Consider the following 16,196-nt stretch of genomic DNA (forward strand, 5'->3'; position numbering starts at 1 on the left):
CGAAATATTTTATATTTTATATAATAATTTTTATTCTATTGAAATAGAAAAGAAATTATGTACATTTAAAATAGATCCTTTTATTCTTAAATATTTGAAAGAACCTAAAATTTTAGAAAAAATGAAGTTTTTATTATTAAAAAATTATAATTTAGATTTAGATTTTGTTTTAAAAACAGAAAATGAAGAAAAAAATGAAAAAGAAGATAAAAAATCAAATGAAAAAAATATTGACAAAATTATTCAATCTAACAGAAATGATTCGAAATATTTTATGAAAAAACAAATCCAAAAAGATAAAATTGTTGAAATAAGTTTTAAAGAAATACCTTATCATAAAGAAATAGCAAAAGAATTTTTTAATAAGTATTCTCATTTTAAAATCGAAGGTTATATACAAAAACCAGAATTTATTTTAGTTAGAAATAAAAGTATTTTATTTTCTTTTTATTTATTAGATAAAATAACAAAGCAGGATTCTATAATATATAGAAAATTTTTTTTACCTAATGATCCAAATTTAAAAAAAATTAAAAAAGATTTTAAAGATGGTGTTAATATTCAAATAATTTCTTTTATGGATAAATATGAAAAAAATCAGGAATTTTTTTTCAGTTTTGACTTTGATAAAAAAAATATCCATTATCAACCTTATAAAATTTTAAGCGAAATTCCTTTGCATTTAGAAAGAATGGATAATTATAAAGGAAAAAAAAGGATTGAATTTCATTTACATACAAAAATGTCTAATTTAGACGCAATTGCAAATGTAGAAGATTATTTAGATATAGCTGAAAAATGGAAACATGAAGCTATAGCTTTTACTGATCATAACGGAATTTATGCTTTTCCAGAAATAGACAAATTTTCAAAAAAAAAAAAAATTAAACCTATCTTAGGAATAGAAATAGATTTTATAGAAGAAAAAGATATTTTTATTACTAATCAAAAAGATTATCCTTTTTTTCAAGATTTTAATTTAAAACAACAGAAATATGTAGTTTTCGACTTTGAAACTACAGGACTATCTAAAGTAAGAGATAAAATTATTGAAATATCAGCTGTTAAAATAGAAAATGGTATCATTATTGATCAATTTTTTGATGAATTAATCAATCCTGAAATTCCTTTAAATAATATAATAAAAGAATTAACTGGTATTTCGAATAATGAATTACATAATAAACCTATTATTAAAGAAGTTTTACCACGTTTTTTAGATTTTATTAAAGGTTATGTTTTAGTAGCTCATAATTCTAATTTTGATATAGGTTTTTTAAAAGAAAAAATTAAACAATTAAATATAGATTTTCAAATGCAACCTGTTATTGATACTTTATCTTTAACACAAAAATATTTCGGAGATAGTATAAAATTTTTTAGTTTAAAAAAAATAGCTATTTTTTTTAAGATTAAACAAAATATGGAAGGTAATCATCATAGAGCTTTATTTGATGCTAACACCACAGCTTTAGTTTTTATTGAAATTTTAAAAAAATTAGAAGAAAAAAATATTGTTAATTTTTATGATTTAAAAGATCCTTTAAAAAATATTTTTGAAAGATCTTATCATGTTAATATTTTAGTAAAAAACCAAAAAGGATATAAAAATTTATTTCATTTAGTTAGTGATGCTTTAACAACAGATTTTTATAATAAACCAAGAGTTTTGAAAAGTAAATTCAAACAAAGAAAAGAAGGTTTATTAATAGGTAGTGGTTGTTCAGAAGGTAATGTTTTTGAAATTGCATTAAATAATAATGATGAAGAATTAGCAAAAGCTATTTCTTTTTATGATTATATCGAGGTTCAACCTATTAATGCTTATAAAAATATAATTTATGATTTAGGTGGCGGAGAGAATGCTATACAAATTATTCAAAACACTATTTTAAAAATTATTAAAGAATCCCAAAAACAGAACAAAATTATTATTGCTACTGGAGATGTTCATTATATACAACCTTATGATAAAATATACAGAGAAATTTATATTAATGCTAAATTAATCGGCGGTGGTATTCATAAATTATATAAATATTCTTCAGAAAACTTACCAGATAATTATTTATTAACTACACAAGAGATGTTAGATAATTTTTATTTTATTAAAGATGATAAAATGAAAGAAGATATAGTTATAAATAATACACATTTGTTAAATCAACAAATCGATAATATTAAAATTTTTCCTGATAAACTTTTTTTTCTTTCAGATAATTCTTTTCAAGATAAACTAAAAATATTCAGTATTAAAGAAGAAATAAATAAATTAATTAAAAATAAAATAGAAAATAATTATGGAAAAATATTACATCCTTTTGTAAAGAATAGACTTAAAAAAGAGTTAAAAAGTATTTTAGGAAATAATAATGATCAAAATAAAACTAATCCGAGTATTGCTCCTATTTATTATTTATCTTATCTTTTATCTAAAAAATCAATAGAAAATAATTATCCTGTAGGATCTAGAGGTTCTATCGGTTCTTCTTTAGTAGCTAATCTTTTAGAAATAACAGAAGTGAACCCTTTAAAACCTCATTATATTTGTCCTAAATGTAAATATACTGTTTTTCAAATAAGTTCAGAAGAAAAAGAACAAAATAAAGATTATCAAAAATATATAAATCTAATGGGAAAAGATTCTAATAATTATGATTTTTTTGATTCTATTTTTTCAGGTTATGATTTACCAAATATTAATTGTCCTTTTTGTGATGTTCAGTTTTTGAAAGATGGGCAAGATATACCATTTGAAACTTTTTTAGGTTTTGAAGGTAATAAAACTCCAGATATTGATTTAAATTTTGCAGGAGATTATCAAAGTCAAGCTCATAATTATATAAAAGAACTTATGGGAGAAGAAAATGTTTTTAGAGCTGGTACTATTCAAACTGTTGCTAAAAGATATGCTTTTGGATATATTAAAGGATTTATCAAAGAAAAAAAATTAGAAGATAAAATACGTTTTTGTGAAATTTATAGAAGAGCTAATATTATAGAAGGCGTTAAAAGATCGACTGGTCAACATCCTGGAGGTATTGTAGTTGTTCCGAAAGACAATTCTATCTTAGAAATAACTCCTATTCAATATCCTGCTAATGATATAAAATCTAATTGGAAAACTACTCATTTTGATTATCATTCTTTTGAAAAAAATTTGTTTAAAATAGATATTTTAGGTCATGATGATCCTACAATGATTAAGTTTTTTATGGATTATGTTCATCAAAATCCTGATAAATTTTCTTTTAATAAGTATAAAGATATTCCTATAGACGATCCTAAAGTTTATGAAATTTTTAAAAATCAAAATTTAGATAATTATGAAAATTCTATTTCGTCTTTAGCTATACCAGAATTTGGAACTAATTTTGTTATAGAAATGCTCAGAACAATTTACCAAAAAGAGAAAAAAAGTTTTAATTTTGCTAGTTTGGTTAAAGTATCTGGTTTATCTCATGGTACTGATGTTTGGTTAAAAAATGCTCAAGATATTTTGAATAAAAAAGGTGATTTTAGTAAATTTGAAGAAAAAATTTGTTTTGATGATATTATTTGTTGTCGTGATGAAATTCTAAATACTTTAATAAAAAAAGGAATAGAACCATTAAAAGCTTTTGAGATTATGGAATTTGTACGTAAAGGACAACAACATTCTGATTTGGAAAAGTGGGAAAATTTAATTTTACCTTTAAAAGATAAAATTGAAAAATGGTATTTAAAATCATTGAGTAAAATCAGATATTTATTTCCTAAAGCTCATGCTACAGCTTATGTTTTAATGGCTATAAGAATAGCATGGTTTAAAGTTTATCATCCTCTTTTATTTTATAGTGGTTTTTTTTCTAAAAGGACAGATCAATTTGATTACGATTTAATGCTTCAAGATAGTCATAATATACAAAAAAAAATATCTAAATTGGAACACGATTTGATAAGAAAAAAAATAACAGCAAAAGAACAAAGTATGATAAATACTTTAAAAAATACTTTAGAAATGATTAAAAGAGGATATAAATTTTTACCTATTGATTTAAATAAATCAGAATCTTTTTTATTTGTTATTGAAGATAATAAAGCTCTTAGAATGCCTTTTATTACTATAGATGGTCTAGGAGATGTAGCTGCAGAAAATATTGTAGAAAATAGAAAAAATAAGTTATTTAGTAAAATTGATATTAAATCAAGAATTAAGATTAATAAAACTCTTTGGAAGAAATTTGAAGAATTAAAAATTATAGAACAACTTCCAGATTCATAATATTTTTAAAATAGTAATATTTGAGCTTATATTTATATTTAAAATATTTTATATTTTTTAATTTATCTCTATCTTAAAAACAAAGTCTGTATTATAATGTATTTAGAGTTAGTTACTAAAAAAAGAAATAATTCAAATAATTTAATTTAAAAAAATATTTAAAAACGAATTAATTAATTCTGTTTGAATCACAAAATAAATTATCTCATAATGAGATCAAATTAGAATTAAATTAAGAAATTTTAGAATTAAGGATGTTGATGTTATGAAAGTTATTATAATAGGTTGTACTCATGCTGGTACTACTGCTGCCAAAACAATACTAAAAAGAAACGAAGATGTTCAAATTTCTATTTATGAAAAAAATGATAATGTTTCTTTTCTTTCTTGTGGAATAGCTTTGTATATCGGTGGAGTTGTAAAGGATAAAAAAGGATTATTTTATTCAAACTCTGAAGAACTTAAACAAATGGGTGCTAATATTAAATTGAAACATGAAGTATTAAATATTGATTTTGTGAAAAAAGAAATTTTGGTTAAAGATTTGGAAAAAAATAAAGAATTTATAGATAATTTTGATAAGTTAGTTATTTCTATGGGATCTTGGCCTATTATTCCTCAAATTGAAGGTGTGAATTGTAATAATGTTCTTTTATCTAAAAATTTTGAACATGCTAATAAAATTATAGAATATGCTAAAAATATTAAAAAAATAGTAGTAATAGGTGCTGGTTATATTGGAGTCGAATTAGCAGAATCTTTTGCTAAACAAAATAAAGATGTTGTATTAATAGATACTCAAGATAGAATAATGTCTAAATATTTAGATAAAGAATTTACTGACATAGCTGAAAAAACACTTTTAGAAAATAATGTCAAGTTAATGTTAGGTCAAAAAGTATCGGATTTTAAAATAAAAAATGGATTAGTAACTCATGTAAAAACTGATAAAGGTTGTTATGAAACAGAATTAGTTATTATGTGTATTAGTTTTAAGCCAAACACAGAATTAGTTCAACCTTACTTAAAAACATCTTCAAATGGAGCTTTAATAGTTAACAGTTTTTTACAAACTTCTAATCCAGATGTTTATGCTTGTGGTGATTGTACTAATATTTTTTATAATCCTACCCAAGAATATAATTACATTCCTTTAGCTACAAATGCTGTCAGAATGGGAACTATTATAGGTCTTAATATTAAGGAAAATAATCAAAAATATTTAGGTACTCAAGGTACAAGTGGTATTAAAATTTTTGATTTAAGTATTTCTTCTACTGGTTTGACAGAATATGTTGCTAAATCTTTAAATATTAATTATGGAGTTATTAAAATTAAAGATGCTAACAGACCAGAATTTATGCCTGATTATGATTCTGTTTTTTTAAAAGTAATTTTTAATAAAAACACAAAACAAATTTTAGGAGGACAAATTTTATCTACTATAGATATGACAGAAAAAATTAATACTCTAAGTGTTTGTATTCAAAAAAAAATGACTATTGATGAATTAGCTTTTGTAGATTTCTTTTTTCATCCTTATTTTAACAAACCTTTTAGCTTATTAAATTTAGCTGGTTTGAAATATTTAGAAACATTTTCAGAAAAGAAATAATTATAATAATTAAATTAGAATTTTATATAAATAAAAAAAATATAAACATTATGTTTATATTTTTTTTATTTATATATTAATTTCTTTTATTAATTAGAATAAAATTTAATAAATTAAAATAAAAATTTTATATTAATAAAAGTTAAATTCATTAAAATCAACGTATACATAATCATATACATCAACATAGTTTAATGAAAATGATTCATCTTCATTTGGAAATTGATCGAGAAATATCTTTTTTTTCTTTAATTTTTGAATTTTATTATTAGAATCATTATATTTATATTCACATATTATTTTATCTATTTTTTTATTTTTAAATTTAAATAGATTAATTTTAAAATTAAAAATAGAAAATTGAATTCCATTTTTGTTTTGGGTCATTTTAGAATATAATTTTTTGTTTATTATTTGATTTTTATCGTTGTATTCATAGATATATTTTTCTATATAAAAAGATGTTTTATCATGTAAATAAAATTTTTTTTGACTTTTTAATTTTCCTTGTTGGTCATATTTATATTTGATTTTAAATTGGTCTTTTGAGTTTTTAATACTCACAAGTTGATTTTTTTCATTATATTGAAAAGTTTCTATGTTAGAAGAATTTTTTTTTATTTCTTTTTTTTTTACAATTCTGTTATTTTCATCATATATATATTCGAAAGTTTTTTCAATTTCATTATTTGAGTTTAAAATTTTTTTTTTATATAATTTTATTTCATTATTAAAATTTGAATACTCATATATTTTATCTTTTTGTTTGTTTATATTGTTGGCATTGTTCTTATATCTAGCTATTTTTTTTATATTTTCTCCTTCTTTTAATGAATAAGGTTGATAATTCGGATAACAGTGTATTAAAGAAGTAAAAAAGATATTTTTAATTAAAAAAAAACTCAATAAAATTATTAAAAATATTTTGATATTTATGTTTTTTATATTTTTTTGTTTTTTTGTTTTATTCATATTTCAAATATTTTGTCTTTCTAATTTATTTATTATGAATTTATTTAATTTATTTTTAAAATAAAAAAATATTATGTGATTTAATTTTAACTTATATTTTTTTTCAAATCACAATACGTAGTATAATTAATTTTTTTGAAAATATATCGATAAAATTAACTATTTCTATTTTTATTAATATTTTATTATTTTAATATATTTAATATAGTTTAATGATATTTGACATTTTTTTTTTTTTAGTTAGTATGTTAGCAGTTATTTATTTTTTTATCTTTTTGAATATTTTAGAAAATAAGAGGTTTTAGTTTAATATTTATTAAATAAATTATTTAATAAATATTAAATAAATTATGATAGATAACATATTATCAAAAAAAAATGATTTTTTATTTATTATTTTTAACTTTTTCGTTTTAATTATTATTAATGCATTTATTTTAAATGCATTTAATACAATTCAAAATAAATATTTTTATTTAATAGAAAAAGTAAAACAAAATTTAGAAGAAATTAATTTACAGAATTTAGAAATATCAAAAGAAAATCAAATATTTAAAAATAATCCTAAGGAAATAATAAAGGATGATGGTACTATTGAATATTATAGTTTGTCTAATAACGGTAATATAATAAAAAGAAAAAAAAACGATGGAACTATAGAAGAATTCGATCTTAATGGTATTAAATTTAAAGAAATAGATATTCATGGTAATGTTATTTTATTTAAAAATTCATCTTATGATGTAAAAGATTTTAAAGAAATGGGATTTTCTATTGAACAACTAAAAAAAAGTGGTTTTAATGCTAGCGAAATAAAATCTTTTTATAATTTAGATAAATTGAAAGATGCTGGTTACAATATCAGAGAATTAAGAGATGCTGGTTTTACTTTAAAAGAATTAGAAAGTGTTGGTTTTGACTTTGATGAAACATATATTGCTTTTGTTTTTCCTCAATTATATGATGAAGAACCTTCTAGATATCAAAATAAATCTTATAATAAATCTTGTAATTGTCAATTGAATTCTATTAGTTAAATTCTATAAAATAATTTTTACTTTTTTGATATAAAAATAAGAAAAAGAAAAAAAGTAAAAACGAAATTTAAAAAAAATAACTAATTTTATTAAATATTTTATTTTTATTTAATTAATTATTTATTTTTTTTTAAAATTTGATGTATTTCAGATTGTTTACTCATACAAATAATTAAAATAGATATTTCGTATTTATTTAATTTTTTTAAATTATTTTCACTAAAATCAAAATAAAATGTATTTTTATTTATTTTTTTTAATAATTTATATACTGTTTTTCTTTGGATTAATGATGAAGATTCTTCTAACCAACGATTATTTTTATAATAGATATTTTTTGATTTTTTTTTTAATAATTCTTTTTTATTTAACCAATCATTGGCATAATGAAAACATTTGTTTTTAGTATCTTTGATTAATATTTTAGTCGAATTATAAATTTTTTTTAATCCTCCTATAACATAACAGATATCTTTTTTTTGAATAATAAGAACAAAATAATTAAAACCATGAGCTAAAAAAGAACTAAATCCTTTATATACAAAATTTTTATTAAAATTAATTTTGATCCATTTAAAATTAGAAAATTTATTATTAATTTTAGAGTCATATAGAAAAGGTAGTTTTATCTCTTTAAGTGAAAAATTTTTTATTTTAATATTTTGTTTCTTTTTTATTATTTGTGATTTAGATTTAAAATAATGAGTATTTTTTCTTTTTGTTAAATTTAATCTTTTTATTGTATCAAAAAGATTTAAAGCATATTTATTAATAGATTGACCAAAATCAATTATAATACAATCTTTTTTTATAATATCAGGATATTTAATATGATCAACAACGCGTAATCCTCTTCCAATCATTTGTTCTAAAGTAGTTTTACATGAACTAGGTCTTAAAATAATTATAGAGGATACAATTTGACAATCCCATCCTTCTATTAAAACAGAAACATTAACTAATACTTTTATTTTTCTTTTGTCAAAATCATTTAAAATTTGATTTCTAATTTTTTTATTGATTTTACTAGAAATCATTTCAGCATTAATTTTTTTTTTTTGAAAAAAAACAGTTACACTTTTAGCATGTTTTAAATTAGAACAAAAAATGATTGTTTGGCGATTATCAGATTTTTTTTTCCAATGATTAAAAACTTCTTCATTAGTTGTTTCTGTATTTAATATTTCTTCAACTTTATTCACATTATATTCAAAACCTTTTAAAGGTATTTTTATCAATTTTTCTTTAATACCTTTAATGTCAGGAGTATACAAAATAGGACGTACTAAATGTTTAGATTTAATTAATTCTTCTATTGTTATTTGATCATCAATTTGACTAAAAATATTATTTAAGTTTTTCTTATCACCTCTTCTAGCAGTAGCTGTCATTCCTAAAAATTTGCATTTAGGATTTATTTTAATAAAATAGTCGATAATATTTTGATAGGTATTATTTTGTGTAGTATGATGAGCTTCATCAATCACTAACATATCAATAGAATTTATATTTTTAAGATTGTTTTGTTTGTTTAAAGTTTGAACCATAGCAAAAATAACTTGTGCATCCCACTTTTTTATTTTTGCATTGAAAAAACATGTAGTAATTTTAGGATTAATTAATTCAAATTTATTTTTATTTTGTTCATTAATTATATTTTTGTCAACTAGAACACAAGCCTTTTTAATTAAACCTTTATTTAAAAAAAAACTTATTATATAAGAAAACATAATTGTTTTGCCTGAACCAGTAGGAGCAATAGCAAAAGCATTATTTCTTTTTTCTAGAGCTTTTATAATTTTATCAACCATTTCTTTTTGTCTTGGATAAAGCAACATTATTAATATATTCTTCTCTTTTTTATTTTTATTCTATACTTTATTTAAATAAATATTTTCAAAATTTTCTTTATTTTTATTTTATCAAAATAAAAAATTATTGAAAAATATTAATGTTATAATTTTAAATTTAATAATTTAATTTATATTAATTTTATAAATAAATAAAATATTTTATTATATTATTTATATATATGTGTTGGATTATTAAAATTAGTTTATAATATCTTATAATAATATTAAAAATATTAAATTTTTAAATTAATTTTAATATTTTTATAAGAAAATATTTATACAATTCTTTTTTCGATTAAAAGTTTAGATTAAAATAAACAATGTTAAAAATAGTATTTTTTTTTTTTTCAGATAAAAAAAAGGAATTTATTAAAAATGAAAAAATTTTATTCAATAAAAAATATTAATGATAACTATAATGATTTGATAGAAAATAGCAAGAAAATTTGTGTTAATGGTTGGATAAAAAATTGCCGTTTTCAAAAAAAAATATTTTTTATTAATATAAATGATGGTAGTTTTATAGATGATTTACAAGTTGTTTTAAAAGAAAGAGAAAATATAAAATTAAATAGTATTAAAGAATATTTACAAATTGGTGCTGCTATAAGTATTAAAGGTTTTTTAGTTCGAACAAAAAAAAAAAAACAACCTTTTGAATTATTATTTTCTGAAATAAATTTTTTTAACAAAAATTTAGATTCTTATCCTATACAACCTAAAAAACACTCTAATATTTTTTTACGTCAACTACCACATTTAAGAATGAGAACTAAATTATTTGGTGCTATTTTTAGAATTAGAAATATAGCTACTTGCGCTATAAATAATTTTTTTCAAAAAGAAGGTTTTATACAAGTTCATACACCAATAATAACTACAAGTGATGGTGAAGGAGCTGGTGAATTATTTAAAGTTACAACTTTTGATTTTGAAAAAATCCCTATTAATACTAATAAAAAAATAGATTTTAAAAAAGACTTTTTTGAAAAACCTACTTTTTTAACTGTAACAGGTCAACTAGAAGCCGAAGCTTTTGCTATGGCTTTTAGTAAAGTATATACTTTTGGCCCTACTTTTAGAGCTGAAAATTCAAATACTGTAAAACATATATCTGAGTTTTGGATGATTGAACCTGAAATGGCTTTTTTTGATTTACAAGATAATATTTTAATAGCTCAAAATATGATAAAATACGTAATTCAATTTTGTTTAAACAAAAATAGATTAGATTTTGAGTTTCTAGAAAAAACATTAGGAAATGATTTAATTAATAGACTTGAATATATATCTAGTTTAAAAGAATTTCCTCAAATTAAATATATTGATGCGATTAATATTTTAAAAAATAGCCAGGTTAAATTCGAAATAGATCCTTGCTACGGTAAAGATTTATCTTCAGAACATGAAAAATTTTTAACAGATGTTTTTTTCAAAAAACCTATTTTTGTAATTGATTGGCCTAAAGAAATTAAAGCTTTTTATATGAAGAATAATGATGATAATAAAACTGTTGCTGCTATGGATTTACTAGTTCCTAAAATTGGCGAATTAATTGGCGGTTCTCAGAGAGAAGAAAAATTAGAAATTTTAGAAGAAAAAATAAAAATATTCAACATTGACAAAGAAGAGTTGGAATGGTATTTAGATTTAAGACGTTTTGGTAGTTGTATTCATTCTGGTTTTGGTTTAGGTTTTGAAAGATTTTTACTTTTTTTAACAGGTTTAGAGAATATAAGAGATGTGATTGCTTTTCCTAGATCCTCCAAAAACATCTCTTCTCATTACAAAAAAAAATATAAAATTATGAAATAAGGAAATTTTAATTTTTATGGGAATTATATTAAAAAATGTTTCAAAAATTTTTTTAAATACAAAAAATAAACAAAAAAATTATGCAGTCAAAAATATAAATTTAAATGTTAAAAAAGGAGAAATGGTAAGTCTTTTAGGACCTTCAGGTTGTGGAAAATCTACTATTCTTTATATGATAGCAGGACTTACTAAGGTTAGTGAAGGAGAGATTTTTTTTGAAAATAAAAATGTAACTAATCTTCCTCCTGAAAAAAGAGGAATTGGTTTAGTTTTTCAAAATTATTCTTTATATCCACACATGACAGTTAGACAAAATGTTATTTTCCCATTACAAAATTTAAAAATGCCTAAAGATCAAATAGAAAAAGAATTAAAAAGAATTTCTATTTTAGCTTCTATTGAAGAATATTTAGATAAAAAACCCAGCGAACTTTCTGGGGGTCAACAACAAAGAGTAGCTATTGCTAGAGCTTTAATTAAAAACCCTAAAGTTTTGTTATTAGATGAACCTTTATCTAACTTAGATACAAGATTACGTTTAAAAATGAGGGAAGAAATTAGGAGAATTCAAAAAAAAATTAGAATAACTGCTGTTTTTGTTACTCACGATCAAGAAGAGGCAATGTCCATAAGTGATCAAATTTATGTAATGAATAAAGGAATTATTCAACAAAAAAATGTTCCTAGAGAAATTTATAATAATCCTTCTAATTTATTTGTTGCATCTTTTTTAGGAATTCCACATATTTCTGTTTTTGATGGTGTTTTAGATAAAAATAATGTTAAAATAGGTGAAAAAATTATTTTTAAAAAAAATAATATATCAAAAAATATAAAACAAAAAGTATATGTTGCTATTAGACCAGAAGGTTATATTTTAGATGAAAAAGGTATTTTAGAAGTTGAAGGAGTAGCTCTAGAAAATATCGGAAGAGAATTAATTTTAATTGCTAAAAATTCTAATTCTATTTATAAAAATTTTCAAATTATTATTCCTACTTATAAACAAAAAAATTTAGATTTCAATAATGTTAACAAAAAAAAATTTTTTTTTAATATTATGAAAGAAAGATGTTTTATTTTTGATAAAAATAATGGTAATAGGATTTATTAAATGTTTGATATAGCAGGTAAAAAAAACCATACACATTGGTTATATTTATTTTTAACTTTAATAAGTTTAATAATTTTTACTTTTTTTCCTCTTTTAAAAAGTTTAATTATTTCTTTTAATCCTAATTATGATAAATTTAGTGATACTTTGGGTAATATAATAAATTTAGATAACTATAAAAGTGTTTTTAGAGATTTTGATTTTCGTATTGCTTTTAAAAATACTATAATATTAGTTTTTTTTGCAGTACCTATATCTTTAATAATATCTTTAATTATTGCTTTAATTTTACAAAGTATTAAAAATATTTTTTTTCAAAATTTTTTCAAAACTTGTTTTTTTTTACCTTTATTATCTAATACAATAGTTATGGGAATGGTCTTTGGTATGCTTTTTTATCATAATTTTAGTTTTGCAGCACAAAAGCCAGAGGGTCTTTTTAATATTTTTATAGGTTTTTTCGGTATTAAACCTCAAAATTGGATTAGTTTATCTGCTCCTTATAGCCACAAAATGTTTGTTTTAATTTTTTATAATGTTTGGACAAGATTATCTTTTAAAATATTTGTTTTTGTTTTAGCTTTACAAGATATTAATAAGTCCTATTATGATGCTGCTAGAATCGATGGAGCTACTAAATTTCGTATTTTTACTAAAATAACATTGCCTTTATTAACTCCTATAATATTTTATCAATTTATTATAGAAATGTTAGCTGTATTTAAAGAATATGAGTCTGTTATAGGTTTATTTGGAAAAAATTCTAATTTCAGAATTAGAACTATAGTTGGATATATTTATGAACAATTATCCAGTTCTTCTTATAATTCATATTCTAAAGGTTCTGCAGCAGCAATGATTTTATTTTTTATTTCTATTTTTTTTACAGTTATAAGTTTTTATATTTCAAAAAAAGTTAATTTTTTAGGTTTAAAATAATATGAATATTTCGATAAATATTAAAAATAAATATAAAAAATATAAAATTTATTTTTTTCAAAAAATTATTTTGTTAAAAAAAATAAATTTTTTAAATTTAATAAAGTTTACTTTTTTATCTTTTATTGCTGTTTTTTTCGCTATACCTTTTTATTTAATGATTATCTTATCTATTAAGTCAATGAAAGATATTATTAATAATAATCCTTTATCTTTACCTAAATATGGTTATTATTTTAGTAATTATAAAAAAGTTTTTTTTGAAGAATTTGCTTTTTTTAAGTTTTTTTGTAATACATTTAGAATGGTTTTTTTCTCTACTTTGATAGGCACTTTTGCTTGTATTTTGACTGCTTTTGTTTTAAGTCATTTAAATTTTGCGATGAAAAATGTTATATTAATATTATTAATTTTAAGTTTAATGATAGCAAGCGAAACTTTAGTATTATCCAATTTTAGAACAGTAGCAAAGTTGGGTTTAGTAAATACTGGTAGTAATTCTCCAATTCCTTTTGGAGTTGATTTATCAATGATTTTACCTTATTTAAATAATACAGTACATACTTTATTATTGATAAAAACTTTTGAGAGAGTTCCTAAAGAATTATATTATACATCTAAGGTAGATGGAGCAAACAATTGGTATTATTTATGGAAAATATTAGTTCCTATTACTAAATCAACTATTATTATTACTATAATTTTTAGGATAGTAGCAGCTTGGAATGCTTATGCTTGGCCAGAATTAGTAGGTGCTGAATTATTGACAAATATGTTAAGAAAAAGATTTGATGTTGAAACAGAAATTGATTCAGTTAATATTCAAATGGCAGCTTCTGTATTAATTAATTTACCTTTATTTTTCATTTTTATTTTTTTTAAAAAATATATTATTTCTGGAGATAGTAGTAGTGGTATTAAAGGTTAGTTTAAAAGATTTTTTAATAGTTACTGTTTTTTTTCTTACTATTGTGTTCTTTATTATAATAGATAATTATTTAAGACCAAAATTGAATGTTAAAAAAATACAAAAAGATTATTTAGATTTAGAAAAAATAATTAAATCAGAATTCAAAAATGAACAGTTACAAAAAAATTATTTTAAAAATAAAAAAGTTAAAATAATTTTTTGGCATAATTTATATCCTAGAGAACAAATATTTATGAATAAAGCAATAAAAGAATTTCAAGTTAAATTTCCTAATATTGAAGTTGTAAACTTGTCTAAAGGAAATTGGTCACAAATTTCTAAAAGTATTTCAAATTCTTTACCTATTAATAAACAACCTCATTTAAGTTTTTCTTATCCAGATCATGTTCAATTTTATTCTAAATCAAATAAAATTATTCCTTTAAATATTTTTATGGAAAATGATGAAGATTTTTTTAATAATGAAAAAGATCAATTTTTTTCTAGCTTTTTACCAGAAATTTCTTTAAACGAAAATAAAGATAATAAAAATTTTTTCTTTTTTCCTTTTGCGAAAACTACCGAAGTAATGTTTTATAATAATAAAATAATAAAAAAAATTAAAAACAATGAAATTCAAGATTCCGACTTAAAAAAAATATTAGATGAAAAAATAAATCCAGAAGGTATTATAATTAGCCCTTTAGAATGGGAAGATTTAAGAATAATTTGTTCTGCAATTAAAAAAGATAAGGAAAAAGAAAAAGATTTTATACCTATTATTATAGAAAGTGAATCGAATTTTTTTATTATCGACAATGAACAAAGAAATCAAATTCCTTTGCCATCTGATAAAAAAGAAGCTCAAAATTTTTTTAATAATCCACAAATCAAAGATAAAATAATTTATTTTAAAGAAAAATTTATAGATAAAGGTTTATTAACTACTACTAAATTAAGCGGCGAAGGAAATTTACAAGAATTTTTTAAAGAACAAAAAAGTTGTTTTTTTATTTCCAGTTCTAGAAGATGTTCTACTTTAATCAATAATAATTTTAATCCTGAAATAACTTCTTTTCCTGCTTATTGTTCTGATAATACTTCTTCAGAAAAATATTGTAATAATAAATTTCTTCTTCAAGGTGCTAATATTAATTTATTTTATTCTGATAATAAAGATGAAATGTTAGCTTCTTGGTTATTTTTAAAATATTTAACATCTAAAGAATTATGTATTAAAATGATTCAAGAAAAAATGGGTATAGTTTTCTCAAGAAAAGATGTTAAACAACATTTTTTAAAAGAAAAAGCACAAAATGAACAAAATATACAAAAAATAAAACAAGATTTAAAAGATAATAAATTTTCTGAAAAAGAAAAGTTAGAAAAAAATAATACTTTACTTCATTATAAATTTATGAATTTTATTTTAACTCTTAAAGAAAACTTAGAATATCAAAAAATTTTCTTTTCCACACCTTCTTATGATAAATCATCTTTTTTTAGACAAATTTTATCTGAATCATTTATAGAAATATTATCTATTAATAATAGTAAAAAAAGTTATGATTTGAAAAAAGAAATTGATATTTTATTAAAAGAAACTATACAGAGAATTTCTTCTGAGTAAATTTTAATTATTTTTTTTCTTGACCTATAAATAAAAAAAATTAAAAC

At 20.3% G+C, this 16,196-nt stretch carries 10 protein-coding genes; 8 read left to right on the forward strand and 2 right to left on the reverse strand.

The window, feature by feature from the left end; translation table 11 throughout:
* Together polC and F1741_RS01915 are read left to right on the forward strand one after the other, a co-directional pair.
* Positions 1-4,264 (forward strand): DNA polymerase III subunit alpha (gene polC, locus F1741_RS01910; RefSeq protein WP_152309927.1); only part of this gene is annotated, 4,264 nt, incomplete at its 5' end.
* Positions 4,265-4,529: 265 nt separating this feature from the next.
* A complete protein-coding gene (locus F1741_RS01915) occupies positions 4,530-5,879 on the forward strand; it encodes an FAD-dependent oxidoreductase (protein WP_152309928.1) in 1,350 nt (449 codons plus the stop codon).
* Positions 5,880-6,011: 132 nt separating this feature from the next.
* Here F1741_RS01915 and F1741_RS01920 read toward each other — a convergent pair whose 3' ends face one another.
* Positions 6,012-6,851: a hypothetical protein gene (locus F1741_RS01920; protein ID WP_152309929.1), complete on the reverse strand. Its 840-nt coding sequence runs from the start codon at positions 6,849-6,851 to the stop codon at positions 6,012-6,014.
* A 350-nt stretch (positions 6,852-7,201) separates the two neighbouring features.
* Here F1741_RS01920 and F1741_RS01925 point away from each other — a divergent pair, with 350 nt between their 5' ends.
* Positions 7,202-7,888, forward strand: a complete 687-nt coding sequence (locus F1741_RS01925; RefSeq protein WP_152309930.1) for a hypothetical protein — start codon at positions 7,202-7,204, stop codon at positions 7,886-7,888.
* Between the two features lie 116 nt (positions 7,889-8,004).
* On the opposite strand, the gene F1741_RS01930 is transcribed toward F1741_RS01925, so the two are convergent.
* On the reverse strand, positions 8,005-9,726 hold the full coding sequence (locus tag F1741_RS01930; RefSeq protein WP_152309931.1) for a DEAD/DEAH box helicase: 1,722 nt from the start codon (positions 9,724-9,726) through the stop codon (positions 8,005-8,007).
* A gap of 390 nt (positions 9,727-10,116) precedes the next feature.
* On the opposite strand from F1741_RS01930, the gene asnS reads away from it, so the two are divergent.
* Genes asnS through F1741_RS01955 form a run of 5 tightly spaced genes read left to right on the forward strand, consistent with a single transcriptional unit; the run spans position 10,117 to position 16,149 of the window.
* Complete coding sequence (asnS, locus tag F1741_RS01935) at positions 10,117-11,556, forward strand: asparagine--tRNA ligase (protein WP_152309932.1); 1,440 nt, start codon at positions 10,117-10,119, stop codon at positions 11,554-11,556.
* Positions 11,557-11,572: 16 nt separating this feature from the next.
* Positions 11,573-12,670: an ABC transporter ATP-binding protein gene (locus F1741_RS01940; protein WP_152309933.1), complete on the forward strand. Its 1,098-nt coding sequence runs from the start codon at positions 11,573-11,575 to the stop codon at positions 12,668-12,670.
* On the forward strand, positions 12,671-13,609 hold the full coding sequence (locus F1741_RS01945) for a carbohydrate ABC transporter permease (protein WP_152309934.1): 939 nt from the start codon (positions 12,671-12,673) through the stop codon (positions 13,607-13,609). It abuts the gene before it with no gap.
* 1 nt (position 13,610) lies between these two features.
* Positions 13,611-14,537, forward strand: a complete 927-nt coding sequence (locus tag F1741_RS01950; RefSeq protein WP_244609571.1) for an ABC transporter permease subunit — start codon at positions 13,611-13,613, stop codon at positions 14,535-14,537.
* Positions 14,521-16,149 carry an ABC transporter substrate-binding protein gene (locus F1741_RS01955; RefSeq protein ID WP_152309935.1) on the forward strand — a complete coding sequence of 543 codons (1,629 nt, stop codon included), beginning with the start codon at positions 14,521-14,523 and terminating at the stop codon, positions 16,147-16,149. The genes F1741_RS01950 and F1741_RS01955 overlap by 17 nt, the downstream gene beginning before the upstream one ends.
* Positions 16,150-16,196: the final 47 nt, after the last annotated feature.

Origin of the sequence: 'Cynodon dactylon' phytoplasma (assembly GCF_009268075.1) — a bacterium.
Lineage (GTDB): Bacteria > Bacillota_I > Bacilli_A > Acholeplasmatales > Acholeplasmataceae > Phytoplasma > Phytoplasma cynodontis.